The following is a 24,364-nucleotide window of genomic DNA, read 5'->3' as shown; positions in this document are numbered from 1 at the left end:
GCCATTACACCCATCATCTGCCTCACCGGCCCCACGGCGGCCGGCAAGAGCGCCGCCACCCTGGCCCTGGCGCGTCGCTGGCCTCTGGAGATCATCAACGTCGATTCCGCCACCATCTATCGCGGCATGGACATCGGCACCGCCAAGCCGACGCCCGATGAACAAAGGCAGGTGCGCCAGCATCTGCTCGACATCCGCGATCCGGCCCAGTCCTATTCGGCGGCGGAATTCCGCGCCGATGCGCTGGCGCTGATCGCCGCCATCCAGGCGCGCGGCCGCATTCCCCTGCTGGCCGGGGGCACCATGCTCTACTACAAGGCCCTGCGCGAGGGCCTGGACGACCTGCCGCAAGCCGACGCCGCATTGCGCGCCGACCTGGAGGCGCGCGCGGCGCGCACGGGCTGGCCGGCCCTGCATGCCGAGCTGGCGCGGCTGGACCCCGTCACCGCCGCGCGCCTGGCGCCCAACGATAGCCAGCGCATCCAGCGCGCGTTGGAGATCTGCCTGCTTAGCGGCCAGCCGATGTCGGCCCTGCTGGGCAAGGTAAGCGACCGCGGCGGGGAGAACCGCGACGGGGAGAACGAGCCAACCCTCCGCTACGTCACGATCAGCCTGGAGCCCTCGGACCGCCTGCGTCTGCACGAACGCATCGCACAGCGCTTCGACGCCATGCTGGCGGGGGGATTGGTCGAGGAAGTGCGCGCGCTACGGGCGCGCGGTGACTTGCACCCGGGCTTGCCGTCGGTGCGCTGCGTCGGCTACCGGCAATTCTGGGACTACCTGGAAGGCGAAATCGACCTGCCTGAAGCGCGCGAGCGCGGCATCGCGGCGACGCGGCAACTGGCCAAGCGGCAGATCACCTGGCTGCGGGCGCAGCCGGGGCGCACCATCATCGACTGCCTGGCCGGCAATGCGGTCGCGCAGGTGATCGATGCCTGCGCGCCCTTGCTGGAGACGCGGCCGGGCGGCTGAAGGAGCGTGCCCGGCCGTGGCGCTTAGGCCACTTGGGCCACTTGGGCCGCTTAGGCCATTTAGGCCACTTAGGCCGCTTACACCACCACCGTCTGCGGCGCGTCGCCCTGGCGGGCCACGACCTCGCCGATGCGGCTGACCGTTTCACCCTGCGCCCGCAACGTGGCGGCGATGGCGTCGGCCTGCGCCGCCTCGACGACGATGACCATGCCGATGCCGCAGTTGAACACGCGGTGCATTTCGGTGTCGGCCACGCCGCCTTGCTGCTGCAGCCAGCTGAACAACGGGGGCATGGCCCAGGCATCGCGGTGCAAGGTCACGGCCAGCTCGGGTTGCAGGATACGCGGCACGTTGTCGAGCAGGCCGCCGCCGGTGATATGGGCCATGCCCTTGATGGCCGTGCCGTGCGCGGCCAGCGCGGCCAGCACTTGCTTGACGTAGATGCGGGTGGGCGCCATGACGACTTCGCCCAGGGGCTGCCCATGGAAATCGTCGGTCGGCTTGGCGCCGGCACGGTCAACGATCTTGCGCAGCAGGGAAAAGCCGTTGGAATGCGCGCCGCTGGACGCCAGGCCCAGCACCACGTCGCCCGGCCGGATCGACTTGCCGTCGATGATGGCGGACTTTTCCACAGCGCCGACGGCGAAGCCGGCCAGGTCGTACTCGCCATCGGGATACATCCCCGGCATTTCGGCGGTTTCGCCGCCGATCAGGGCGCAGCCGGCCAGTTCGCAGCCGCGCGCGATCCCGCCGACGACGGCCGCCGCGGTATCCACCGACAGCTTGCCGCAGGCAAAATAGTCCAGGAAAAACAACGATTCCGCGCCTTGGACCAGAATGTCGTTTACGCTCATTGCCACCAGGTCGATGCCGACGGTGTCATGCCGGTTCCACTCGAAGGCCAGCTTGAGCTTGGTGCCGACGCCGTCGGTGCCAGACACAAGCACCGGCTCACGATATTTCTTCGGCACTTCAAACAGGGCGCCGAAGCCGCCGATGCCGGCCAGCACGCCCGCGCGCATGGTACGGGCAGCCAACGGCTTGATGCGGTCGACCAGGGCGTCGCCCGCGTCGATGTCGACGCCGGCGTCGCGATAGGTCAACGGAGCTTGGGGTTGATTTGTCATGAGAAAAACCGTCGGGTGTGTGACAATTGCAGGATTTTTTGGGTAAACCACCAGGATTTTACGATGAAGCCGCCGCTTGCACGCCGCCCGCCGCGCGCCACCGGTGTCACGGGTCCTTGCGCGGCCTTGTTCAGGGTGCCGCGACGGGCCCTGCCCGGGGTCAAAGGGCAGCGCCTGGGCTTGCCCAAGGTTAAAGGGCTGCGCCTGGGCTTGCCCAAGGTTAAAGGGCTGCGCCTGGGCTTGCCCAGGGCCCTGCCCTCAGCCAGCTTCGCCAGTCAGTCGTCATGAACCGCCAGTTGTTGCTATCCGTCCTTCCCGAGTCAGCGCCCACGCTGGCCAACTTCGTCCCTGGCCCCAACCAGCCGGCGTTGGCGGCCGTGCGCGCGCTGGCGCCGGGGCGGGCGCTGTATCTCTGGGGCGCGGCCGGTTGCGGACGCACCCATTTGCTGCGCGCCCTGGCGTCCGTGCCCGGCGCGCGCTACATCACCGCGGGCATGGAAGCCCGCGCCGCGCTGCCCGCCCTGGCCCAGAGCGATGCGCAGGCCGCCATGCCGACGGTGATCGCCGTCGACGACATCCACCTCATGGACGACGCCGGACAGGCCGCGCTGTTTGCCTTGTACAATCGCTGGCGCGAATCCGCCGCCACCGGGCGCGCCTTCGCGCTGGCCGTCGCCGGTGACCGCGCGCCCCTGGCCATGCCGCTGCGCGAGGACCTGCGCACCAGGCTGGGCTGGGACCTGGTCTACGGGCTGGCCCAGTTGTCCGACGCCGACAAGCTGGAGGCGCTGGGCAGGCAGGCCGCCGAACGGGGATTGCAGTTGAGCCCGGAAGTGCTCAACTGGATGCTGACGCATTACGATCGCGACATGCGCCGTCTCGCCACCCTCCTCGACGCGCTCGACCGCTACTCGCTGGCTACCCGCCGGCCCATCAACATCTCCCTGCTGCGCACCATGCTGGCAGATCCGGATATACATACGAAATGAGTTCTGCCCGCCGCCTGGCCCTGTTCGACCTGGACCACACCTTGCTACCGCTGGACAGCGATTACCAATGGGCCGACTTCCTGGCGCGCACGGGCCGCGCCGGCGATCCCATCGAAGCGCGCGCCCGCAACGAAGACCTGATGGACCGCTACAACCGCGGCGAACTGACCGCCGAACAGTCGGCCGAGTTCATGCTGGGCCTGCTGGCGGCGCACACGCCCTTCGACCTGGCGGCCTGGCACGAGGAGTTCATGGCGCTCGTCATCCGCCCCGCCATCTCGCTGCCGGCCGTGCGCCTGGTGCAATCGCACCTGGAAGCCGGCGACCTGTGCGCGGTGGTCACCGCCACCAACCGCTTCGTCACCGCGCCGATCACGCGCGCCTTTGGCGTGCCGCACCTGATCGCCACGGAGGCCGAGTACGTCGGGGGCCGCTACACCGGCCGCATCGAAGGCGTGCCCAGCTTCAAGGAAGGCAAGGTGCTGCGGGTCAACGACTGGCTGGCCAGCATGGGGCTGGCGCTTGCGGATTTTTCCGAAACGTACTTTTATAGCGACTCGGTCAACGACGTCCCCTTGCTCGAAGTCGTCAACCATCCGGTCGCGGCCAACCCCAGCCCGGCGCTGCGCGAAATCGCGCAAGCGCGCGGCTGGGACGTGCTGGACCTGTTCGCGCACATGGAAGATGCCAAGTCCTGAAAATCGATGATCACTGAAACCATAAGAAAATTTGTCGGCCGGCTGTTCCCGGCTCGCGGTCCCCTGCGCATATCGCAAGACAAGCACGGGATCGATCGCCGCAACGTTTCGCGGCATGCAATCAAGGTGTGCGAGGTGCTGCGCCAGCACGGTTACGAAGCCTATATCGTCGGGGGCGCGGTACGCGACCTGATCGTCGGCATCGAACCCAAGGACTTCGACGTGGCCACCAACGCCACGCCCGAGGAAATCCGCCCCTTGTTCCGCCGCGCCCGCATCATCGGCCGACGCTTCCAACTGGTGCACGTGGTGTTCGGCCAGGAGATCATCGAGACCTCGACCTTCCGCGCTCCGGCGTCGGAAGACCAGGAAACCGACGAACACGGCCGTATCCTGCGCGACAACGTCTTCGGCTCGCAGGCGGAAGACGCGGCGCGCCGCGACTTCACGTTGAACGCCCTGTACTACGATCCGCTGACCGAAGAGGTCATCGACTATCACAACGGCGTCGCCGACCTGAAGAAGCGCGTGGTGCGCATGATCGGCGATCCGAACAGGCGCTATCGGGAAGACCCCGTGCGCATGCTGCGCGCCGTGCGCTTCGCGGCCAAGCTCAATGGCACCATCGATCCGGCCACGCGCGAGCCTATCCGCACCATGGCCGAGTTGATCGAGAACGTCCCCGCTTCGCGGCTGTTCGACGAAATGCTGAAGCTGCTGACTTGCGGCCACGCGATGGACTGCCTGCGACAGTTGCGCGCCCAGGGTTTGCACCATGGCGTGCTGCCGCTGCTGGACGTGGTGCTGGAGCAGCCCGGCGGCGAAAATTTCGTCGAACTGGCGCTGGAACGCACCGACGCCCGCGTACGCGCCGGCAAGAGCATCAGCCCCAGCTTCCTGTTCGCCGCGCTGCTGTGGCAGCAGGTGGAGTCGCGCTGGCGCCAACTGTCCAAGGGCGGCGAACACACCATCCCCGCGCTGATCCAGGCGGCCGATTCGGTGCTGGAAGAACAGACCGAAAAACTCGCCATCCAGCGCCGCTTCTCGTCCGACATGCGCGAGATCTGGTTCATGCAGCCGCGCTTCGAACGGCGCGTCGGCAAGACCGCGTTCCGCATGCTGGAGCAGCCGCGCTTCCGCGCCGCCTGTGACTTCCTGCAATTGCGCGCCGCCGCCGGCGAATTCGACAGCGTGCTGGCGCAATGGTGGATGGACCTTGCCAACGGCGACGACATCACGCGCGCGCAGATGATCGACGAAGCGTCGCGCGCGCCGCGCGGCCGCGATGACGAACCGGCGGCACGCCGCCGGCGCCGTCCGCGCCGCAAGCCGGTCGCCGGCTCGGCGCCGCAGGACAGCGGAGCATGACCCGCGGCGGCCCGCCGGATCGCTCCTCGGGCGCTCACGCGTCAGTGGGGGGGGATGCGGCGCCGGACGCCGGCAAAAGCGCGGGCGCCGGAGTTGGATCGGCACCCGGGGAGGTCATGGCCTACATTGGCCTGGGCGCCAACCTGGGGGATGCCGGCGCGACCTTGCGCCAGGCCCTGCTGGAGCTGGCCGCCAGCCCGGGGATCGCAGCCTGCGAGGCCTCACCTTTCTACCGGACGGCGCCGGTCGATGCCGGCGGTCCCGACTTTGTAAACGCGGTGGCGCGCCTGCGCACCACCCTGGCGCCGCTGGCCCTGCTGGACCTGCTGCAAGCGCTGGAGCACCGTCATGGCCGCGAGCGCCCCTACCGCAACGCGCCGCGCACGCTGGACCTGGATCTGCTGCTGTATGGCGACCGGGTCATGCACGACCCGCGCCTGACGCTGCCGCACCCGCGCCTGCACGAACGCGCCTTCGTGCTACGCCCGCTGCTGGACCTGGCGCCCGGCCTGGTGCTGGCACAAGGCCCCGCCGCCGCGCTGCTGACGGGCCTAGGCGGGCAGGCGATCGAGCGCCTGCCCTGAGCTAGAGCGCTCTTCGCTCAGGCCGTCGCTACGGGGATCTTGCCGATGCGGGCCTGCCACTCCTTCGGACCTGTGGTGTGCACCGACGTGCCCTGGGCGTCCACGGCCACCGTCACCGGCATGTCCTTCACGTCGAACTCGTAGATCGCTTCCATGCCGAGATCCGCGAAGCCCAGCACCTTGGCGCCGCGGATGGCCTTGGAGACCAGGTAGGCGGCGCCGCCCACCGCCATCAGGTAGGCCGAGCCATGCTTGCGGATGGCCTCGATCGCCACCGGACCGCGCTCGGACTTGCCGATCATGGCGATCAGGCCGGTCTTGTCCAGCATCATGTCGGTGAACTTGTCCATGCGGGTGGACGTGGTGGGGCCGGCCGGGCCCACCACTTCGTCGCGGACCGGATCGACCGGGCCGACGTAGTAGATGACACGGTTGGCGAAGTCCACCGGCAGGGGCTCGCCCTTGGCCAGCATGTCCTGGATGCGCTTGTGCGCGGCGTCGCGGCCCGTCAGCATCTTGCCCGACAGCAGCAGGGTCTGGCCCGGCTTCCAGCTGGCCACTTCCTCGCGCGTCAGCGTGTTCAGGTCGACCTGCCTGGACTTGTTGTAGTCGGGAGCCCAGTGCACTTCGGGCCATTCGGACAACGACGGCGGCGTCAGGTGCGCCGGGCCCGAGCCGTCCAGCTCGAAATGCGCGTGGCGCGTGGCGGCGCAGTTGGGGATCATGGCCACGGGCAGCGAAGCCGCGTGCGTCGGGAAGGTGGCGATCTTGACGTCCAGCACCGTGGTCAGGCCGCCCAGGCCCTGGGCGCCGATGCCCAGCGCGTTCACCTTTTCGTACAGCTCGATGCGCAGTTCCTCGAGCTTGGTGCGCGGGCCCCGTTCGAGCAGTTCGTACATGTCGATGTCGTCCATCAGCGACTGCTTGGCCAGCAGCGCCGCCTTCTCGGCCGTGCCGCCGACGCCGATGCCCAGCATGCCGGGAGGGCACCAGCCCGCGCCCATGGTGGGGACGGTCTTCAACACCCAGTCGACCAGCGAGTCGCTGGGGTTGAGCATGGCGAACTTGGACTTGTTTTCCGAACCGCCGCCCTTGGAGGCCAGTTGCACGTCGACCTTGTCCCCGGGGACCAGCTCGACGTTGACGATACAGGGCGTGTTGTCCTTGGTATTGCGGCGGGAGAACAGCGGATCGTCCAGCACCGAGGCCCGCAGCGGGTTGTCGGGGTTGGTATAGCCCCGGCGCACGCCTTCGTCACAGAGTTCCTGCAGGCTGCGCTGCGTATCGAAGCGCACGTTCATGCCGACCTTGAGGAAGACGTTCACGATGCCGGTGTCCTGGCACAGCGGGCGCTTGCCCTCGGCGCACATGCGCGAGTTGGTCAGGATCTGGGCGATGGCATCGCGGGCGGCCGGGCTTTCCTCGCGCTCGTAGGCGCGCGCCAGGTGGCGGATGTAGTCGACGGGATGGTAATAGCTGATGAACTGGATTCCATCGGCGATCGACTGGATGAAATCCTCTTCCTTGATGGTGACGGTCATGGCAACTGGCAACTGGTGACGGAGTTGGAAAAAGAAACGGCGGCCGAATTGTACGACCCCCACGATTTAACGCTGAAAGGACTCCGGACTCCGAAGCCGGGAGGCACAGCGGACCCGGCAAGACTCTGCCCGTTAAGAACCTATCGGGAAAGCCGCGGAGCCGGCTTTGCCGGTCCGCTGGCTTTGCCCCCCTGGGGGGGCCCGCGTCAGCGGGTAGGGGGGCCTACTTCTCCGCCCCTTAAGAACCTAGCGGGAAAGCCGCGGAGCCGGCTTTGCCGGTCCGCTGGCTTTGCCCCCCTGGGGGGGCCCGCGTCAGCGGGTAGGGGGGGGTCTACTTCCCCTGCCAGACGGGTTTGCGCTTTTCGGCGAAGGCGGTGGCGCCCTCCTTGGCGTCGGCCGACGTGAAAATGTGCGCGATCAGCGGGCGCTGGCGGTCGAACATGCCGGCCTGCTCCCAGTCGCCCGACTGCGACACGATGCTCTTGGCGGTCTGCACGGCCAAGGGGCCGTTTTCCACGATCGCGCGGGCCAGCGCCAGCGCGCCCTCCAGGGCTTGTCCCGGCTCGGTCAGGCGGTTGACCAGGCCGTAGGCGTGGGCGCGCTCGGCGTTGAACATGTCGCCGGTCAGCACGATTTCCATCGCGATGTGGTACGGCAGGCGGCGCGGCAGGCGCAGCATGCCGCCGGAACCCGCCACCAGGCCGCGCTTGACCTCCGGCAGGCCGAAATTGGCGTTGCGCGCCGCCACGATCAGGTCGCAGGCCAGGGCCATCTCGCAACCGCCGGCCAGGGCATAGCCCTCCACGGCCGCGATCAGGGGCTTGCGGGGAGGCGCTTCGTTCAGCCCGGCAAAGCCGCGGCCGGCGACCAGCGGGCGCTCGCCGGTCTGGGCGAAGGCCTTCAGGTCCATGCCCGACGAAAACGTGTTGCCGCCGCCGGTCAGGATGCCGATGCGCACGTCCGGCCGGTTGTCCAGCTCATCCAGGGCGGCGGCCATGGCCTGGGCGGCCGGCAGGTTGATGGCGTTGCGGGCATCGGGGCGGTTGATGGTGATGATCTGGATGCCGTCGGTGACTTCCACCTTGATCAGGTCGGACATGGATGTAGCTCCTCGTTGTAGATGATCGTGCGGGCGGCGGGCGCTGCCGGCGGCAAGCCGCCGCGCCCCGGCGGGCGGGCCCGATCGCCGGGGGCCACGCCGGGGCCGAACGACGAGATCGACCGTCGGGGTCCAACGTCGGGGCCGGCCGCCCGGGATTCCGCATAATACGTCCCCCGGCCGCTCCAGTTAAAATGCCGGGTTTGTCATCGACAGCCGGCCGCGAGCGCGCGTCCGGGCCAACTCGCCACGCCCTATGCTCACTTTTCAGCAAATCATCCTCAAACTCCAGGAATACTGGGACAAGCAGGGTTGCGCGCTATTGCAGCCCTACGATATGGAAGTGGGCGCTGGCACGTCGCACACCGCCACCTTCCTGCGCGCCATCGGGCCGGAGCCCTGGCGCGCGGCCTATGTGCAGCCGTCGCGCCGCCCGAAGGACGGCCGCTATGGCGAGAACCCGAACCGGTTGCAGCACTACTACCAGTACCAGGTCGTCCTGAAGCCGGCGCCGCCGGAAATCCTCGACCTGTACATCGGCTCGCTGGAAGCGCTGGGCATCGACCCGCGCCAGCACGACATCCGCTTCGTCGAGGATGACTGGGAGAACCCCACGCTGGGCGCCTGGGGCCTGGGCTGGGAGGTCTGGCTCAACGGCATGGAAGTGACCCAGTTCACCTACTTCCAGCAGGTCGGCGGGCTGAACTGCACGCCCACCACCGGCGAGATCACCTACGGCCTGGAGCGCCTGGCCATGTACCTGCAGGACGTGCAGAGCGTCTACGACCTGGTCTGGACCCAGGGCGCCAATGGGCGCCCCGTGTACTACCGCGACGTGTTCCACCAGAACGAAGTGGAGCAGTCCACCTATAACTTCGAGTATTCCTCGGCCGACATGCTGTTCGCGCATTTCAACGATTACGAGTCCGAGGCCAAGCGCCTGATGGACGTGCCGCTGGCCCTGCCGGCCTACGAAGCGGTGCTCAAGGCGGCCCACACGTTCAACATGCTGGATGCGCGCGGCGCCATCAGCGTGACCGAACGCGCCGCCTACATCGGCCGCATCCGCAACCTGTCGCGCGCCATCGCGCAGGCCTACTACGAATCGCGCGAACGGCTGGGCTTCCCCATGCTGGCAACGGCATCGAAGACGGAGGCCGCGTAATGTCCCAAACGATGAATGCATCCACACGCCCCCTGCTGGTCGAGCTGCTGACCGAGGAACTGCCGCCCAAGGCCCTGCGCAAGCTCGGCGTCGCCTTCGCCGAAGGCGTGCGCGCCACCCTGGCCGCGCGCGGCCTGCTGGCCGAAGGCTGCTCCGTGCAGCCCTACGCCACGCCGCGCCGTCTGGCCGTGCGCCTGTCGGCCGTGCTGGCGCAGGCGCCCGACCAGGAGTACGCCGAGAAGCTGATGCCGGTGAAGATCGGCCTGGACGCCGACGGCAAGCCGACCCCCGCGCTGCTCAAGAAGCTGGCCGCCAAGGGCCTGGAGCATATCGATGCCGCCACGCTGGCGCGCGAGTCCGACGGCAAGCAGGACGTGCTGGTGGCGCGCGGCAAGGCGCCCGGCGCGGCGCTGGCCGCCGGCCTGCAGGAAGCCATCGATGCCGCCATCGCCGGCCTGCCCATTCCCAAGGTGATGAGCTACCAGTTGGCCGACGGCCAGACCACGGTGAAGTTCGTGCGCCCCGCGCACGGCCTGGTGGCGCTGTTCGGCGCCGATATCGTGCCGGTGGCCACGCTGGGCCTGATCGCCGGCCGCAAGACGCTGGGCCACCGCTTCATGAGCAAGGGCGAGATCGCCATCGTCGACGCCGACAGCTACGCCACGCAGTTGCAGGACCAGGGCCGCGTCGTCGCCGACTTCGATACGCGTCGCGCCCTCATCAAGAGCCAGCTCGATACCCATTGCGCCACCCTGGCGGCCGGCCTGGGCGACGATCCCGAGGTCGACGCCCTGCTGGACGAAGTCACCGCGCTGGTCGAGTACCCCACCGTCTATGTGGGCGAGTTCGAGGCGCAATTCCTGGACGTCCCGCAGGAATGCCTGATCCTGACCATGCGGCTGAACCAGAAGTACTTCCCGCTGTTCTCGCTTGAAAATGGCAAGCTGACGAACCGTTTCCTCATCGTCAGCAATATGGAAGTGGCCAACCCAGTCAACATCATCGAAGGCAACCAGCGCGTGGTGCGCCCGCGCCTGGCCGACGCCCAGTTCTTCTTTGTCACTGACCGCAAGACGCCGCTGGCCGCGCGCGTCGAGCAGTTGGGCAGCATCGTCTATCACAACAAGCTGGGCAGCCAGTTGCAGCGCGTCGAGCGCGTGCGCGCCATCGCCCGCGGCGTGGCCGCCGCGCTGGGCGCGGACGCGCAACGCGCCGACCGCGCCGCGCTGCTGGCCAAGGCCGACCTGGGCACCAACATGGTCGGCGAATTTCCCGAGCTGCAAGGCATCATGGGCGCCTACTACGCCCAGGCCGACGGCGAACCGGAGGACGTGGTGGCGGCCCTGCGCGGGCAGTACCGCAACCGCATGGACACGCCGGTCGACGCCGCCGGCCTGACCGCCGCCATCCTGTTCATCGCCGAGCGCGCCGAGACGCTGGTCGGCATCTGGGGCATCGGCCTGGCGCCCACCGGCGAGCGCGATCCTTACGGCTTGCGCCGCGCCGCCCTGGGCCTGATCAGCGCCTTCGAGCAACTCGCCGCCGGCGGCCTGCTCAAGGTCAGCGAGAACGGCCCCCTGACGCTGGCGGGCGTGCTGGACCTGGCCGCCGCCACCTTCGATGCCGGCCAGATCGCGCCGGCCGACCTGAAGAACGCGGTCGCCGAGGTCAGCGCCTTCATCTACGAACGCTACCGCAACCAGCTGGCCGCCTTCGACCGTGCCGCGGTGGATGCCGTCATCGCCCTGACGCCGCCGCTGCACCAGGTCTCGGCACGCGTGCGCGCGGTCACCGCGTTCGGCGCCCTGCCGGAAGCGGCCAGCCTGGCGGCCGCCAACAAGCGGGTGGGCAACCTGCTCAAGAAAGCCGAGGATGGCGTCGCCGACCTGGATCCCGCGCGCCTGACCGAGCCGGCCGAGCAGGCGCTGGCCAAGGCCATCGCCGACCTCAGCCCGCGCGCGCAGGCGCAATTCGACGCCGGCGACTTCGCCGCCAGCCTGAGCACCCTGGCCCAGGCGCGCGAGCCGGTGGATGCCTTCTTCGCCGACGTCATGGTCATGGCCGACGACCCGGCCGTGCGCGCCAACCGGCTGGCCCTGCTGGCCCAGCTGCATGGCCTGATGAACAAAGTGGCGGACATTTCCAGGCTGGCCCAGTGAAACTGATCATTCTCGACCGAGACGGCGTCATCAACCACGATAGCGACGCCTTCGTGAAATCGCCCGACGAGTGGATCGCCTTGCCCGGTTCGCTGCAGGCCATCGCGCGCCTGAGCCAGGCCGACTGGACCGTGGTGGTGGCGTCCAACCAGTCCGGCCTGGGCCGCGGCCTGTTCGACATGGCCACGCTCACGGCCATCCACGCCAAGATGCGGCGTGAGGTGGCGGTGGCCGGCGGCGCCATCGACGCCATTTTCATCTGCCCCCACCTGCCGGACGAGGGTTGCGATTGCCGCAAGCCGCTGCCCGGCATGTACAGGCAGATCGCCACGCGCTACGACGTGGACCTGGCCGGCGTGCCGGCGGTCGGCGATTCGCTGCGCGACCTGCAGGCCTGCGCGGCGATGGGCTGCGTGCCCTGGCTGGTGAAGACGGGCAACGGCATCAAGACGATGGCCAAGGGCGGGCTGCCGGAAGGCACGCGCGTGGCCGATGACCTCGCCGCCGTGGTCGACGTCCTGCTCGGGGAGGCTTGAACCCTTGGCCTTCCTGCGCTCTCTCGTCTACCTGCTGTTCCTGTCCATCACCGTCATTCCCTATGCCCTCGCCTGCCTCCTGTGGGCGCCGCTGCCGCAGCACTGGCGTTACCGCCTGACGGTGGGATGGCCGCGGCTGGCGGTGTGGGGCGCGCGCGTGATCTGCGGCATCCGCTGGCGCGTGCAGGGGTGGGAAAACCTCCCCGACGGGCCCGCCATTCTCCTGTCCAAGCACCAGTCGGCCTGGGAGACGCTGTTCTTCCCCGCCCACATGCCGCGCGAAGTCTGCTTCGTCTACAAGCGCTCGCTGCACTGGGTGCCCTGCTTCGGCTGGGGCCTGGCGCTGCTGCGCATGATCGCGATCGATCGCAGCAAGGGCCGCGACGCCTTCGAACAAGTGGTGCGCCAGGGGCGCCTGCGGTTGGACGAAGGCCGCTGGCCGCTGTTGTTCCCCGAGGGCACGCGGGTGGCGCCCGGCAAGACGTCCCGTTTCAAGATGGGCGGCGCGCTGCTGGCCTCGCGCACTGGCGCGCCCGTCGTCCCCATCGCCCTGAACGCGGGTGAATGCTGGCGCCGCAATGCCTTCATCAAGCGGCCCGGCCTGATCACGGTCAGCATCGGTCCCGCGATAGAATCGCAGGGCAAGACCCCAGAAGAACTGAACCGCCAGGTTCAGGAATGGATAGAAGGCGAGATGCGTCGCCTCAACCCCGAAAGGTATGGCAAGGAATAACCAGCTCGAATTGTTGTTCAACGCGCCGGCGCCGGATGCCGGCGACGCTGCCGAGCCCTTGCCTGTCGCTGCCGCGCCGTCTCTCGGCCAGGTCCCGGATTCCGGGGCCGGCCTGGACGCGATCCCTGGCCCTGCCGGCGCGGCCAGTCCTGCTGCCCCTGCTACCCCTGCTGCCCCTCCCCTCGCCGCCGGAACGCCTGGCATACCCGGGGAGCGCGCCGAAACATCGCCGGCCGGCACCGCCGCGCCCAAGGGCGGCGGCCCCGGCCCGGGTTTCTCCCTGGCGCCGTCCAGCCCCCTGCTGCAAGTCCCCACGCCCTGCCCGCCCACCTTGCCCGACGGGGCGCGCTGGCGGGTGGTGCAAGCGCCGCAGCAGGCCATCGGCTTCATCCTGCAACGTTCGCGCCGCCGCAGCATCGGCTTCGTCATCACCGACGACGGCCTGCGGGTGACCGCGCCGAACTGGGTGACGTTGAAACAGATCGACGAAGCGGTGCTGGAGAAATCCCGCTGGATCGTCACCAAGCTGCGCGCCTGGCACGATCGCAAGGAACAGCTGGCCCTGTCGCAGACGCGCTGGCAACCAGGCGGCGCCCTGCCCTACCTGGGCAAGCGCATCGTCATTGCCCTGGGCTCGCATGACCGCCATGCGGCGCTGGCCGGCGATGCCGACCAGCCGGCCGACGGCGACCTGCTGCGCCTGGCCTTGCCGGCCGATGCCGACGGGCCGCGCATCCGCGACGCGGCGCAGGCGTGGCTGCAACAGCGCGCCGGCGTCTGGTTCGGCGCGCGCCTGGGCCATTTCCTGCAAGTGAGCGGCCTGAAGATCAAGCGCTGGCGCCTGTCTTCCGCGGCCACGCGCTGGGGGTCCTGCACCAGCGACGGCCATATCATGCTGAACTGGCGGCTCATCCATTTCTCGCCGGCCATCATCGACTATGTCATCGCCCATGAACTGGCGCATTTGCGCGAGATGAACCACAGCAGCAATTTCTGGGCGGAAGTGGGCCACATCCTGCCCGACTACGAACAGGCGCGGGACATCCTGCGTCGCCACGACCCCGCGTCCCTGCCGACGTTCTAGGCGTTTCCGGCGTCGAGCCACGGCCATGGGTTTATGATCAGCTACTTCTACAATATCGCTTTGCACTAGGAGTCCTACCCCATGCGTATTCTTCACACCATGCTGCGCGTCGGCAACCTGGAAAAGTCGATCGAGTTCTACACCCATGTGCTGGGCATGCGCCTGTTGCGCAAGAAAGACTATCCCGACGGCAAGTTCACCCTGGCCTTCGTCGGCTACCAGGATGAAAAAGACGGCGCCGTGCTGGAACTGACGCACAACTGGGACACGCCCAGCTACGACCTCGGCAATGGCTATGGCCATATCGCCCTGGAAGTCGCCAACGCCTACGAAGCCTGTGACAAGGTGCGCGAGCGGGGCGGCAAGGTGACGCGCGAAGCCGGCCCGATGAAGCATGGCACCACCGTCATCGCCTTCGTCGAGGACCCGGACGGCTACAAGATCGAATTCATCCAGCGCGGCAACCAGGCCGACTGACATGATTCGCCAGATCCTCAAGATGGGCGACCCGCGCCTGCTGCGCGTGGCGCAGCCGGTGCAGGCCTTCGGCACGCCCGAGCTGCAGGCCTTGATCGAAGACATGTTCGAGACCATGGCGGCCGCCGGCGGCGTCGGTCTGGCCGCGCCGCAGATCGGCATCGACCTGCAACTGGTGATCTTCGGCTTCGACCGCAGCGAGCGCTATCCGGACGCCCCGGCCGTGCCGCGCACCATCCTGTGCAATCCCGTCATTACGCCGATCGGCGACGAGATGGAGGAAGGCTGGGAGGGCTGCCTGTCCGTGCCCGGCCTGCGTGGCGTGGTGCCGCGCTACCGCCACATCCGCTATGCGGGTTTCGATCCGGCGGGTACCCCCATCGAGCGCGAGGCCGAGGGTTTCCACGCGCGCGTGGTGCAGCATGAATGCGACCACCTGATCGGCCGCCTGTATCCGACCCGCATGACCGACCTGACCCGGCTCGGCTACACGGAAGTCCTGTTCCCGCATCTCGATCCCAACAGCGACGACTGAGAGCATGCTGAACCGGCTCTGGCTGGCTTTCTTTGTCGCGGCGTCGGGCGCCGCGCTGGCGCGCTGGCTGGGAGGGGAACCGCGGGTCTTCGCCGCCATGGTTGCCGCGCTGTTCGACATGGCGCGGCTGTCGGTGGAAATCATGGTGCTGCTGTTCGGCACGCTGACGCTCTGGCTGGGGTTCCTGCGCATCGCCGAACAAGCCGGCCTGGTGGAGCGCCTGGCGGGCCTGCTGGGTCCGCTGTTCGCCCGCCTGATGCCGGAAGTCCCGCGCGGTCATCCCGCCATCGGCCTGATCACCTTGAATTTCGCCGCCAACGGGCTGGGGCTGGACAACGCCGCCACGCCCATCGGGCTGCGCGCGATGCGCGAGCTGCAAACGCTCAACCCCACGCCGGACGCCGCCAGCAACGCACAGATCCTGTTCCTGGTGCTCAATGCCTCGTCGCTGACGGTGCTGCCGGTCACCCTGTTCATGTATCGGGCCCAGCAGGGGGCCGCCGATCCGACGCTGGTGTTCCTGCCCATCCTGCTGGCGACCTGCGCGTCCACCTTGACGGGGCTGCTGGCCGTCGCCTGCTGCCAGCGGCTGCGCCTGCACGATCCGGTGGTGCTGCTGTGGCTGTGCGGGGCGGCGCTGGTGCTGGGCGGTTTCGGCGCGCTGCTGGCCGGCCTGTCGTCGGTCGCCATCAACGCGCTGTCGTCCCTGCTGGGGAACCTGGCGCTGTTCGGCATCATCATGGCCTTCCTGGTGGCCGGCGCCTGGAAGAAGGTGCCGCTGTACGAAAGCTTCATCGACGGCGCGCGCCAGGGCTTCGACATCGCCCGCGACCTGTTGCCCTATCTCGTGGCGATGCTGTGCGCGGTCGGGGTATTGCGGGCGTCGGGCGCGCTGGATTTCCTGCTGGACGGTATCCGCTGGCTGGCCCACGCGGCGGGCCTGGACACCCGTTTCGTCGACGCGCTGCCCACGGCGCTGGTCAAGCCCTTCTCCGGCAGCGCCGCAAGGGCCATGATGCTGGACACCATGTCCCACTTCGGGGTGGACAGTTTTCCGGCCCTGCTGGCCGCGACGATGCAGGGCAGCACGGAAACCACCTTCTATGTCCTGGCGGTGTACTTCGGCGCCGTCGGCATCCGCCGGGCGCGGCATGCGGTGGGATGCGCCCTGCTGGCGGACCTGGCCGGAGTATTGGCGTCGATCGGTGTGTGCTATTGGTTTTTCGGATAAACGCCGCGCCCGCCGTGGCAACCGCCCGGCATTTTCCTGGCCTGTGAGATAAGCGGACTCGGTTGATGAACCAGCGAAACGTGACCTACCGGATGATCGAAGCATTCCAGGCGGCGATGCTGAACAACGGCATCAGCGCCGGGGCCGACGCGCTCGGGATTTCCCAGCCCGCGATGAGCAGGCTGATCACCGACCTGCAGAAATCCGTCGGGTTCCTTTTGTTCGCCAAGAGCGGGCGCACGGTCAAGCCCACCGATGAAGCGCACGCGCTGATGGCCAAGGTGCAGCAGTCCTTCCTGGGCCTGGAACAGATCGTCGATTTCTCGGAACAGCTCAGAAAGCAGAAGCTGGGGCACCTGACCATATGCACCATCCCTTCGATAGGCCATTCGATCATGCCCTGGGTCGTTGCCCAGCTGAGGCAAAAATTCCCTGACGTCCTGGTCAGCCTGCAGGTCGCTTCCTATGGGGACGTGGCGCGCCACGTCAAGACACGCCGGGCCGATATCGGATTGACCGGGGACACGCTTTCGCTGGGGAACCTCGAAACCGTCGCGGAGTTCTCCGCGGACTGCGTCTGCATCGGCACGTCCCGGTGGCTGGACCCGCAAGCAAGCCATATGGGGGCGAAAGACCTGGCCGGGCTGCCTTTCATACTTCCGATAGGCACGTTCCGTTCGCGCCTGAATGCCTGGCTGGGCGCCAACGGCCTGCGGGTCGATGCGATGGTGGAGGCCTCGCTCTTCCAATCCATCAGCGATCTCTGCCTGGAAGGCCTGGGTGTCGCGATCGTGGACCGCCTGACCGGCATCAAGCACCAGGCCCGTGGCGGCGTGACCCTGCCCCTCAGGCCGTCGCTGGTCTACACCGTCTATGCGACGGCAATGAGCGATACGCGGTTATCCCCGCCGGCACGGGAACTTATCCGCCTGGTTGCCGCGGCGCATGGGGAAAACATAACATCCATGCATAGGTTGATCACCTAGCATCCATGGATGTCCGCGCGATGACTTTTTAGGATGGAGCCTCAAATAATTCACATGGGGAATCCTTATGGTCTTGAGCATCGCGCGTCGATCATGGCTGGCCGCCATATCCTTGGGGGCGGTCCTGGGCCCGCTGCCGGCCCACGCCGAGTGGCCCGACAGGCCCATCCGGTTCGTCGTCAACGCCGCGGCAGGCGGCGCGGCGGACGGCACGGCCCGCGTGCTGGCCGAGGGCCTGAGCAAGCGGCTAGGGCAAGCCATCATCATCGACAACAAACCCGGCGCGTCCGGGGTCATCGGCCTGGAAGTCGTGGCCAAGGCCGCGCCTGACGGCTATACCATCGGCAACGCCAATCTTGCGACGTACACGGTAACGGCGCTGACGGCGAAGTCGCTGCCCTACGATCCGGCGCGAGATTTCACGCCCATCGCCAGGCAGTGGACGCAACCCAACCTGCTTGGCGTCAGTCCGAAGCTCCCCGTCAAGACGGTCGCCCAGTTCGTGGACTACGCCAAGGCGCACCCCGGCGAGGTGTTCTACGGATCCACGGGTACGGGCACCGCGCTGCATGTGCTGGGCGCCTTGTTCGGAAATCTTTCCGGCGCCCACCTGACCCACGTGCCCTACAAGAGCGCCCCCGCGGCCGAACTGGATCTGTCGACCGGACAAATCCAGATGATGTTCAGCAACTTCACTTCCATGGAACCGCAGGTGCGGGCCGGCCGCATCCATGCCTTGGCGATCACCGGGCCGACCCGCGCCGCGTCGCTGCCCGACGTGCCGACAGTCCGCGAGGCAGGCTACCCGGCGCTGGAAATGGAGACCTGGGGCGGCGTCGTCGGCCCGGCCAATATGCCCCCGGCAATCGTGGACAGGCTCAATCGCGAAATCAACGCGGTACTCGCCGATCCCGCCGTGATCAAGAAGCACGAAAACCTCGGCGCGAAAGTGGCCCCGGCGTCGGTCGCGGAATTCAAGCAGATGCTCGATGCCGACAGCGCTCGATGGGGCGAAGTGATAAAGCGCAACCACATCACGCTCGAATAAGACGGGCGCAGCGCTCCCTTCCCGGCGCGGGCGCCTGGCGTACTGGCGGGGAGCCGATCCTCCTCGATAGCTCCAATGAATTTTTATGCCTTCAAATGAAATTATTGTCGTCGGCGGCGGCCTGGTCGGCGCCGCCATTGCGTACGGCGCGGCCAAGACGGGCGCTGCCGTAACCTTGCTGGACCAGGGAGATATCGCGCACCGCGCTTCACGCGGGAACTTCGGCCTGGTCTGGCTGCAAAGCAAGGGCGCCGGGTTCCCGCGCTATGCGCGATGGAGCCGCGATGCGGTAGACCATTGGGGCCCTTTGGCCAGGGAACTGCTGGATCTCACGGGTGTCGACGTGGATCTGCAGCAGAACGGCGGCTTCTGGATCGGGTTCAGCGAGCAGGAAGTCGCCGAGCGGCGAGCCCTGCTGGCCGCCATCGACACTGACGGCCGCACGCCGTTCGAGATGTTGAATCACCAGGAACTGAAGGCGCGCCTGCCCGAAATCGGACCGCGTGTCGTCGGTGGCAGCTGGTGCCACCTGGATGGTCACGTAAATCCATTGAAGCTGCTTCATGCATTGCACGCCGGCCTGAAGCTTCATGGCGGTCGCGTGTTCAACGGCGTGGACGTGCACGAGGTCGGAGCGGACCAAGGCGCCCGGCGCTTCCAGGCCAGGTCAGCCGACGGCCGTGTGTGGAGGGCCGACAGGATCGTCCTGGCGGCGGGCTTGAGCAACGACAAGCTGGCCTCGCAACTGGGCCTGCATGCCCCGGTGCTGGCCAACCGGGGGCAGGTGCTCATCACCGAAAGGCTGAAGAAATTCCTGCCCTATCCCACCAACAAGGCGCGCCAGACGGCGGAAGGCACCGTCCAGCTGGGGTTCTCCGTCGAAGACGTAGGCCTGGACGATGGAACGACCGTGGCCGCCATCGAATGGATCGCCAGGCGCGCAGTCATGACTTTCCCTCTTTTGTCTTCGGTAAAACTGGTCCGGGCATGGGGCGCGCTGCGCGTCATGACGCCCGACGGCGCGCCGATCTACCAGGAATCGCCGGCATTCCCGGGGGCGTTCATCGCGACCAGCCACAGCGGCGTGTCCCTGGCCGGCGCCCATGCGTATGAAATCGGGCCGTGGATCGCCGGCGTCCAGCCTGCCCCCGACGATGTGGGGCAGTTCGCCGGCGAGCGTTTCCTTGACCCGAACAGGAAATTCAACAATGCCCACTGACACCCACGAAACACCTGTATCCCTGTTCACGACGGAGCATGAACCGCGCGCGAAAAAGGTCCGCATCCACTTCGAAGGCAGGCCGCTGGAGGTTGCCGAGGGCATCAGCGTCGCCGCGGCCTTGCTGGCTTGCGGCGTGCGTTCATTCAGGTCCACCCCCGTATCCGGCGCCCCGCGCGCGCCTTACTGCATGATGGGTGTGTGCTTCGAATGCCTCGTTGAGATAGACGGCCGCCCGGGCCGGCAATCCTGTCTCGTCCCGGCGCGCGATGGCATGGCCATCAGGCGCCAGGAAGGGGCCGTGGAACCGCGCGATTCCCGCGCGCAGGCCTGGAGCGTAGAGGTCTGATATGAATTCGAATGTCGAACTATTTGACCTCGTCGTCATCGGCGCGGGGCCGGCGGGCCTTTCCGCCGCCGTGGAGGCCCGCCGCGCTGGACTGACCGTCGCGGTCCTGGACGAGCAGCAGCGAGTCGGCGGGCAGATATATCGCGCCATCGAGAACGCATCCGACCGTCGGCGCGAGGTCCTGGGCCCGGACTATGCGCAGGGCGCGGAATTGGCCAAGGCATTTTCATCTTGCGGCGCCGCCCATCTGGCGGGCGCCGCGGTCTGGAACGTCGATAGGGATAAGACCGTGTCCTATCTTCAGGATGGCCGGGGCAAGACGGTTCAAGGTCGCGGCATCGTGATCGCCGGCGGCGCGATGGAACGGCCTTTCCCGATCCCGGGATGGACATTGCCGGGCGTCATGGGGGCAGGCGCCGCCCAGATCCTGTACAAGGCATCCGGGGCGCTGCCGGCCGAACCGGTCGTCATCGCCGGATGCGGACCGCTGCTGCTGCTCCTGGCCCAGCAATACCTGGACGCGGGCGTGAAGATCAAGGCGCTGGTCCAGACCACGGGCGCCGACGATTACCTGCGCGCCGCGCCGCATATCCTGGGCGCCCTGCGAGGCTGGAGCGACCTGGCCAAGGGCGCGAAGATGCTGCGGAAGATCCGTGCCCATGGCGTCGCGACCTACGCCGGCGCCAGCGCCTTTGCCATCGAGGGGACCGAAAAGGCCGAAGCCCTCGCATTCATCCACAAGGGCAAGCGGATACGCCTGGCGTCGTCCTTGATCCTGCTCCATCAAGGGGTCGTCCCCAACACCCAGCTAAGCTGGTCGCTGAGGGCCGAGCATCGGTGGGACGCCAGGCAACTATGCTGGACGCCGGTGACGGACGGCGACGGCCAGATCGAGGAGACGCGTATCTACATCGCGGGCGACAGCCGTGGCATCGTGGGCGCGAAGGCCTCTGCCACGCAAGGCCGCCTGGCGGCGCTGGCCGTCGCGCGTGAACTGAAGAAGATCGAAATCCCGGCCGCGCGCGGTCGTCGGGAAGAACTCCAGGCCAGGCTGGACAGAGAGGTGCGGATCCGGCCCTTGCTCGATCAGTTGTACCGTCCCAGGGACGAACACCGCATCCCTGCCGACGACAGCGTACTGGTTTGCCGCTGCGAGGAAGTCCCCGCCGCCAGGATCAGGCAATACGTTGCGGTGGGCTGCCTGGGACCCAATCAGACCAAGGCCTTCGGCCGCTGCGGCATGGGTCCCTGCCAAGGCCGCCTATGCGGGCTGACGGTCACGGAGATGATAGCCAGCGAGCGCAAGGTGAGTCCGCAGGAAGTCGGGTACTACCGGATCCGGCCTCCCATCAAGCCCATCACGCTAGGCGAACTTTCCAACCTCGACCCATAGTCCTTCAGGACGTGCTTCTCCGCTCCTGGTTTTTCTCCACTTATTTTTCCCTATTTATCGAGCGAGCCTCACTCATGCAAATCAAGCGCATTGCCACCGATACCCGCCGTTCCCGTGCCGTCGTCTACAACAACATGGTTTTCGTGGGCGGCCAGACCGCCGACGACCGCAGCCAGGACATCCGCGGGCAGACGCGGCAGACGTTGGCAAAAATCGAAAAATTCCTCGCGGAAGCCGGGACCGACAAGAGCCGCTTGCTGACGGCGCAAATCTGGATCAAGGACCTGGAGCGCGATTTCGCGGGCATGAACGAAGTCTGGGATGCGTGGACCGCGCCCGGTGCGGCGCCGACCCGCGCGACGGCGCAATGCGACCTCGCCGCGAAGGACATCCTGGTGGAAATCATCGTCACCGCCGCCGTCGAATGACGGAGATGGAACGGGGGGGACCTGACAAACTCATCCGTCGCTAGTGCGTTTCCACGCCTTTCGGGCGATGGAGACTGCGCACGATGGCATGCGACTATTTGCCAGCGTTTTCGCATGACCCTGTCAAGGATCCCCATCATGCAGACTGAAAGCGTGAAAGTCCTGGAGTCCGCCGACATTTCGACGGCGACCTCCACCAGCCCCGCGCGCTCGACGCGGCGTATCCAGTCGGTGATCCGCTTCGCGGGCCTGTTCGCCTTGGTATGGATACTGCTCGACGTCTGTTATGAGACCTTGCCCATGATCCGCCCAGGGGCGGACGTGGTGCTGGATACCAAGCTCAAGGTGCTCGCCAGGAGCCAGCTCTTCCTGCCCGAGGACCGCTACCGCGTACTGGTTTTCGGCAACAGCAAGACCCTGGCGGGCTTCAAGCCCGACGAATTCGACCAGGCCTTCGGCGACGGCGTGCGTTCGTACAACCTGGGGCTGCCGGGCGATGCGCGCTTCCTGCCCATCCTGAAGACCGCGCTGGACGCGGGCAACGTGCCCACGCACGTATTCCTGACCATCCCCTGGGACGACAAGCCCAGGCCGACGCTGCTTGACCGGCTGCGTGACGAGGAGACCATCCTCTATGACCTGATCCCGTTCCGCGACCTGCCGCGCGACATCGTCGTATTCGCGGCCGCCAGCCATCTGCATTTCAAGCAGAAGTACGACGAGGCCGTGCAGGAACGCGACAAGATGCTGGCCAATCGTGGCTGGTACTACATCAAGGGCCAGAGCTACTACGCCAGCGGCGACCTGCCGGAGGGATACAGCCTGCCCACCGACCACCCGTCCCAGTTTCTCGCCCGCGCCATCCCGCGGACGTCCTTCATGCTGGATGAGTTGAGCGAGCTGGCGCGGCGCCATCGCTTCCAGGTGGTCCTGATTCCGGGCAATACACGGGACCACGCCGCCGCGCCGGCCCCGCGGATCGACGACGCGCGCAGCACGCGGGTGCCGGGGAACAGCGGCTTCCGCGTTATCGGACCGGATTACTGGGTCTATCCGCCCGCGCAATACTCGGACCCCGTCCACATGAATCCCCAGGGCGCCTCGGCGTATACCCGCGACCTGGCCCGCCTGGTCGCGCTGACCAAGGTATTCGATTGATGCGGATCCAGTAACGCGGCCCATGCCACGCGGGGGAAACGGTGCTATTCAACTCATTTGAATTCTTCACATTCTTCGCAGCCTTCCTAGCCCTCTATTTCGGCGTGCCCGCCAGGCAACAGGGCGTGGTGCTGCTGGTGGGCAGCTATATTTTCTACATGGGCTGGCGACCGTCCTTCGCCATCCTGCTGGCCTTCACCACGCTGGTCGACTACACGACCGCGCTGGCCATGCAGAACGCGCGTTCCACGGGTGCGCGCAAGGGGGCCATGCTGACGGCGCTGATCATCAACCTGGGCATCCTGGGCGCCGTGAAGTACCTGGATTTCGTCATCTCGAACGTTGCGGGCCTGACGGGATTCTTCGGCTTCGACATCCCGCCCTACGCACTGAACCTGATCCTGCCGATCGGCATCTCGTTCTACACCTTCCAGTCCGTGGGCTACACGCTGGACGTGTACAACCGTCGCATCCCCGCGGAGCGGGATTTCATTACCTACGCGCAGTACGTATCCTTCTTTCCGCAGCTGGTGGCCGGGCCCATCGAACGCGGCGGCCACATGCTGCCGCAGTTTCGACGCACCCATGTGCTGCGCTACGACAACGTCGTCAGCGGCGGTTGGCTCATCGGCTACGGCCTGTTCAAGAAAATGTGCGTGGCCGATGCCATCTCGCCTTTCATTGCGGGCATATACGAGCATCCGTCGGCCTATCCGGGCAGCTACCAGATCGTGGCGGCCTTGCTGTTCGCGGCGCAGATCTACTGCGACTTCTCCGGCTATTCGGATATTGCCCGGGGCGTGGCCCGCATCATGGACTATGAGCTGATGGTCAACTTCAGGCAGCCGTATTTCGCGTCCAGCCTGACCGACTTCTGGCGGCGCTGGCATATATCGCTATCGACCTGGTTCCGGGATTACCTGTACATGCCGCTGGGGGGCAGCCGGCGGAAGGCCAAGGCCACACGCAACGTGCTGCTGGTTTTCATCGTCAGCGGCATCTGGCACGGCGCGGCCTGGACTTTCGTTATCTGGGGTGCGCTGCACGGCGTGGGCCTGGTCGTGGAACGATGGTTTCGCGGTACGGCGCCGCGAAAATGGCTGGACGATGCGCTACCGGCACTGTCGGCGGTTCTGGGGCGCGGATGGATGCTGCTGCTGGTCCTGGCGGGCTGGGTCTTCTTCCGGGCGCAATCGCTGCAGGACGCGCTGGACGTTTTCCACCACCTGGGCAGCCTGGGCAGCCTCACATACGACAGGTTCAACGCGCTGGGCCTGTCGGCTTACCAGATCGCTACCCTCACCATGTCGCTGGTGTTGCTGGCCTGCGTGGACTACCAACTGGTCCACCGGCCCGAGCGCCTGGCGCGCCTGGCCGCCTCGCGCACGGCGAGCACCGTGGCGGGCGTGGGCCTGGCGTACTACGTACTGCTGTTCGGCGTGTTCGGGCGAACCGAGTTCATCTACTTCCAGTTTTGACCGCGCC

Annotated in this window: 24 protein-coding genes; 21 read left to right on the top strand and 3 right to left on the bottom strand. The window is 67.1% G+C overall.

Annotated features, from left to right (window positions below; genetic code table 11):
• Nucleotides 1-3 precede the first annotated feature (3 nt).
• Nucleotides 4-972 carry a tRNA (adenosine(37)-N6)-dimethylallyltransferase MiaA gene (gene miaA, locus C7R54_RS20135; protein ID WP_129152456.1) on the top strand — a complete coding sequence of 323 codons (969 nt, stop codon included), beginning with the start codon at nt 4-6 and terminating at the stop codon, nt 970-972.
• Between the two features lie 77 nt (nt 973-1,049).
• Here miaA and purM read toward each other — a convergent pair whose 3' ends face one another.
• The gene (purM, locus tag C7R54_RS20130; protein WP_129152219.1) at nt 1,050-2,099 is read right to left on the bottom strand and encodes a phosphoribosylformylglycinamidine cyclo-ligase; all 1,050 of its coding nucleotides are present in this window, start codon (nt 2,097-2,099) and stop codon (nt 1,050-1,052) included.
• A gap of 284 nt (nt 2,100-2,383) precedes the next feature.
• Here purM and hda point away from each other — a divergent pair, with 284 nt between their 5' ends.
• From hda to C7R54_RS20110, 4 genes are all read left to right on the top strand, one after another.
• A complete protein-coding gene (gene hda / locus C7R54_RS20125) occupies nt 2,384-3,088 on the top strand; it encodes a DnaA regulatory inactivator Hda (RefSeq protein WP_129152218.1) in 705 nt (234 codons plus the stop codon).
• Nucleotides 3,085-3,786: an HAD family hydrolase gene (locus C7R54_RS20120; protein WP_129152217.1), complete on the top strand. Its 702-nt coding sequence runs from the start codon at nt 3,085-3,087 to the stop codon at nt 3,784-3,786. The genes hda and C7R54_RS20120 overlap by 4 nt, the downstream gene beginning before the upstream one ends.
• A gap of 6 nt (nt 3,787-3,792) precedes the next feature.
• Nucleotides 3,793-5,154 (top strand): polynucleotide adenylyltransferase PcnB, encoded by a 1,362-nt coding sequence (gene pcnB, locus C7R54_RS20115; RefSeq protein ID WP_129152216.1) that lies wholly within the window; start codon nt 3,793-3,795, stop codon nt 5,152-5,154.
• Nucleotides 5,155-5,270: 116 nt separating this feature from the next.
• Nucleotides 5,271-5,738: a 2-amino-4-hydroxy-6-hydroxymethyldihydropteridine diphosphokinase gene (locus C7R54_RS20110; RefSeq protein WP_129152215.1), complete on the top strand. Its 468-nt coding sequence runs from the start codon at nt 5,271-5,273 to the stop codon at nt 5,736-5,738.
• Nucleotides 5,739-5,755: 17 nt separating this feature from the next.
• Here C7R54_RS20110 and C7R54_RS20105 read toward each other — a convergent pair whose 3' ends face one another.
• Nucleotides 5,756-7,279 (bottom strand): fumarate hydratase, encoded by a 1,524-nt coding sequence (locus C7R54_RS20105; RefSeq protein ID WP_129152214.1) that lies wholly within the window; start codon nt 7,277-7,279, stop codon nt 5,756-5,758.
• Between the two features lie 331 nt (nt 7,280-7,610).
• Nucleotides 7,611-8,378 carry a crotonase/enoyl-CoA hydratase family protein gene (locus C7R54_RS20100; protein WP_129152213.1) on the bottom strand — a complete coding sequence of 256 codons (768 nt, stop codon included), beginning with the start codon at nt 8,376-8,378 and terminating at the stop codon, nt 7,611-7,613.
• Nucleotides 8,379-8,634: 256 nt separating this feature from the next.
• On the opposite strand from C7R54_RS20100, the gene glyQ reads away from it, so the two are divergent.
• The 16 genes from glyQ to C7R54_RS20020 all read left to right on the top strand — a co-directional run bounded on the left by glyQ (nt 8,635) and on the right by C7R54_RS20020 (nt 24,357).
• Nucleotides 8,635-9,543 (top strand): glycine--tRNA ligase subunit alpha, encoded by a 909-nt coding sequence (glyQ, locus tag C7R54_RS20095; RefSeq protein WP_129152212.1) that lies wholly within the window; start codon nt 8,635-8,637, stop codon nt 9,541-9,543.
• 11 nt (nt 9,544-9,554) lie between these two features.
• Nucleotides 9,555-11,702 carry a glycine--tRNA ligase subunit beta gene (glyS, locus tag C7R54_RS20090; protein WP_129152455.1) on the top strand — a complete coding sequence of 716 codons (2,148 nt, stop codon included), beginning with the start codon at nt 9,555-9,557 and terminating at the stop codon, nt 11,700-11,702.
• Nucleotides 11,699-12,238 (top strand): D-glycero-beta-D-manno-heptose 1,7-bisphosphate 7-phosphatase, encoded by a 540-nt coding sequence (gmhB, locus tag C7R54_RS20085; protein ID WP_129152211.1) that lies wholly within the window; start codon nt 11,699-11,701, stop codon nt 12,236-12,238. The genes glyS and gmhB overlap by 4 nt, the downstream gene beginning before the upstream one ends.
• A gap of 4 nt (nt 12,239-12,242) precedes the next feature.
• On the top strand, nt 12,243-12,971 hold the full coding sequence (locus C7R54_RS20080; protein ID WP_129152210.1) for a lysophospholipid acyltransferase family protein: 729 nt from the start codon (nt 12,243-12,245) through the stop codon (nt 12,969-12,971).
• Complete coding sequence (locus C7R54_RS20075; RefSeq protein ID WP_129152209.1) at nt 12,958-14,055, top strand: M48 family metallopeptidase; 1,098 nt, start codon at nt 12,958-12,960, stop codon at nt 14,053-14,055. Before C7R54_RS20080 ends, C7R54_RS20075 begins: the two co-directional genes overlap by 14 nt.
• An 81-nt stretch (nt 14,056-14,136) precedes the next feature.
• Complete coding sequence (gene gloA / locus C7R54_RS20070; protein WP_129152208.1) at nt 14,137-14,532, top strand: lactoylglutathione lyase; 396 nt, start codon at nt 14,137-14,139, stop codon at nt 14,530-14,532.
• A gap of 1 nt (nt 14,533) precedes the next feature.
• Complete coding sequence (gene def, locus C7R54_RS20065) at nt 14,534-15,067, top strand: peptide deformylase (protein WP_129152207.1); 534 nt, start codon at nt 14,534-14,536, stop codon at nt 15,065-15,067.
• 4 nt (nt 15,068-15,071) lie between these two features.
• Nucleotides 15,072-16,298, top strand: a complete 1,227-nt coding sequence (locus C7R54_RS20060) for a nucleoside recognition domain-containing protein (RefSeq protein WP_129152206.1) — start codon at nt 15,072-15,074, stop codon at nt 16,296-16,298.
• 65 nt (nt 16,299-16,363) lie between these two features.
• Entirely contained in the window at nt 16,364-17,284 is a 921-nt protein-coding gene (locus C7R54_RS20055; protein ID WP_129152205.1) for a LysR family transcriptional regulator, read from the top strand.
• Nucleotides 17,285-17,351: 67 nt separating this feature from the next.
• Nucleotides 17,352-18,332: a Bug family tripartite tricarboxylate transporter substrate binding protein gene (locus C7R54_RS20050; protein WP_129152204.1), complete on the top strand. Its 981-nt coding sequence runs from the start codon at nt 17,352-17,354 to the stop codon at nt 18,330-18,332.
• 85 nt (nt 18,333-18,417) lie between these two features.
• Nucleotides 18,418-19,551 carry an NAD(P)/FAD-dependent oxidoreductase gene (locus C7R54_RS20045; RefSeq protein WP_129152203.1) on the top strand — a complete coding sequence of 378 codons (1,134 nt, stop codon included), beginning with the start codon at nt 18,418-18,420 and terminating at the stop codon, nt 19,549-19,551.
• Nucleotides 19,541-19,900 (top strand): (2Fe-2S)-binding protein, encoded by a 360-nt coding sequence (locus C7R54_RS20040; protein WP_129152202.1) that lies wholly within the window; start codon nt 19,541-19,543, stop codon nt 19,898-19,900. The genes C7R54_RS20045 and C7R54_RS20040 overlap by 11 nt, the downstream gene beginning before the upstream one ends.
• Before the next feature lies 1 nt (nt 19,901).
• Nucleotides 19,902-21,293: an FAD-dependent oxidoreductase gene (locus C7R54_RS20035; protein WP_129152201.1), complete on the top strand. Its 1,392-nt coding sequence runs from the start codon at nt 19,902-19,904 to the stop codon at nt 21,291-21,293.
• A 74-nt stretch (nt 21,294-21,367) separates the two neighbouring features.
• Nucleotides 21,368-21,721 (top strand): RidA family protein, encoded by a 354-nt coding sequence (locus tag C7R54_RS20030; protein ID WP_129152200.1) that lies wholly within the window; start codon nt 21,368-21,370, stop codon nt 21,719-21,721.
• Nucleotides 21,722-21,859: 138 nt separating this feature from the next.
• Nucleotides 21,860-22,879 carry a hypothetical protein gene (locus tag C7R54_RS20025; protein ID WP_129152199.1) on the top strand — a complete coding sequence of 340 codons (1,020 nt, stop codon included), beginning with the start codon at nt 21,860-21,862 and terminating at the stop codon, nt 22,877-22,879.
• 41 nt (nt 22,880-22,920) lie between these two features.
• A complete protein-coding gene (locus tag C7R54_RS20020) occupies nt 22,921-24,357 on the top strand; it encodes an MBOAT family O-acyltransferase (RefSeq protein ID WP_129152198.1) in 1,437 nt (478 codons plus the stop codon).
• Nucleotides 24,358-24,364: the final 7 nt, after the last annotated feature.

Origin of the sequence: Achromobacter aloeverae (assembly GCF_004121055.1) — a bacterium.
In the GTDB taxonomy this organism is placed as follows: Bacteria; Pseudomonadota; Gammaproteobacteria; order Burkholderiales; family Burkholderiaceae_B; genus Bordetella_C; species Bordetella_C aloeverae.
This window is presented reverse-complemented; position numbering and strand designations above follow the sequence as displayed.

Bases quoted from the DNA above. Each gene is read 5' to 3' on its own strand.
- purM (WP_129152219.1), bottom strand. From the start codon at position 2,099: ATGACAAATCAACCCCAAGCTCCGTTGACCTATCGCGACGCCGGCGTC.
- hda (WP_129152218.1), top strand. From the start codon at position 2,384: ATGAACCGCCAGTTGTTGCTATCCGTCCTTCCCGAGTCAGCGCCCACG.
- C7R54_RS20120 (WP_129152217.1), top strand. From the start codon at position 3,085: ATGAGTTCTGCCCGCCGCCTGGCCCTGTTCGACCTGGACCACACCTTG.
- pcnB (WP_129152216.1), top strand. From the start codon at position 3,793: ATGATCACTGAAACCATAAGAAAATTTGTCGGCCGGCTGTTCCCGGCT.
- C7R54_RS20110 (WP_129152215.1), top strand. From the start codon at position 5,271: ATGGCCTACATTGGCCTGGGCGCCAACCTGGGGGATGCCGGCGCGACC.
- C7R54_RS20105 (WP_129152214.1), bottom strand. From the start codon at position 7,279: ATGACCGTCACCATCAAGGAAGAGGATTTCATCCAGTCGATCGCCGAT.
- C7R54_RS20100 (WP_129152213.1), bottom strand. From the start codon at position 8,378: ATGTCCGACCTGATCAAGGTGGAAGTCACCGACGGCATCCAGATCATC.
- glyQ (WP_129152212.1), top strand. From the start codon at position 8,635: ATGCTCACTTTTCAGCAAATCATCCTCAAACTCCAGGAATACTGGGAC.
- glyS (WP_129152455.1), top strand. From the start codon at position 9,555: ATGAATGCATCCACACGCCCCCTGCTGGTCGAGCTGCTGACCGAGGAA.
- C7R54_RS20075 (WP_129152209.1), top strand. From the start codon at position 12,958: ATGGCAAGGAATAACCAGCTCGAATTGTTGTTCAACGCGCCGGCGCCG.
- gloA (WP_129152208.1), top strand. From the start codon at position 14,137: ATGCGTATTCTTCACACCATGCTGCGCGTCGGCAACCTGGAAAAGTCG.
- def (WP_129152207.1), top strand. From the start codon at position 14,534: ATGATTCGCCAGATCCTCAAGATGGGCGACCCGCGCCTGCTGCGCGTG.
- C7R54_RS20060 (WP_129152206.1), top strand. From the start codon at position 15,072: ATGCTGAACCGGCTCTGGCTGGCTTTCTTTGTCGCGGCGTCGGGCGCC.
- C7R54_RS20055 (WP_129152205.1), top strand. From the start codon at position 16,364: ATGAACCAGCGAAACGTGACCTACCGGATGATCGAAGCATTCCAGGCG.
- C7R54_RS20050 (WP_129152204.1), top strand. From the start codon at position 17,352: ATGGTCTTGAGCATCGCGCGTCGATCATGGCTGGCCGCCATATCCTTG.
- C7R54_RS20045 (WP_129152203.1), top strand. From the start codon at position 18,418: ATGCCTTCAAATGAAATTATTGTCGTCGGCGGCGGCCTGGTCGGCGCC.
- C7R54_RS20040 (WP_129152202.1), top strand. From the start codon at position 19,541: ATGCCCACTGACACCCACGAAACACCTGTATCCCTGTTCACGACGGAG.
- C7R54_RS20035 (WP_129152201.1), top strand. From the start codon at position 19,902: ATGAATTCGAATGTCGAACTATTTGACCTCGTCGTCATCGGCGCGGGG.
- C7R54_RS20030 (WP_129152200.1), top strand. From the start codon at position 21,368: ATGCAAATCAAGCGCATTGCCACCGATACCCGCCGTTCCCGTGCCGTC.
- C7R54_RS20025 (WP_129152199.1), top strand. From the start codon at position 21,860: ATGCAGACTGAAAGCGTGAAAGTCCTGGAGTCCGCCGACATTTCGACG.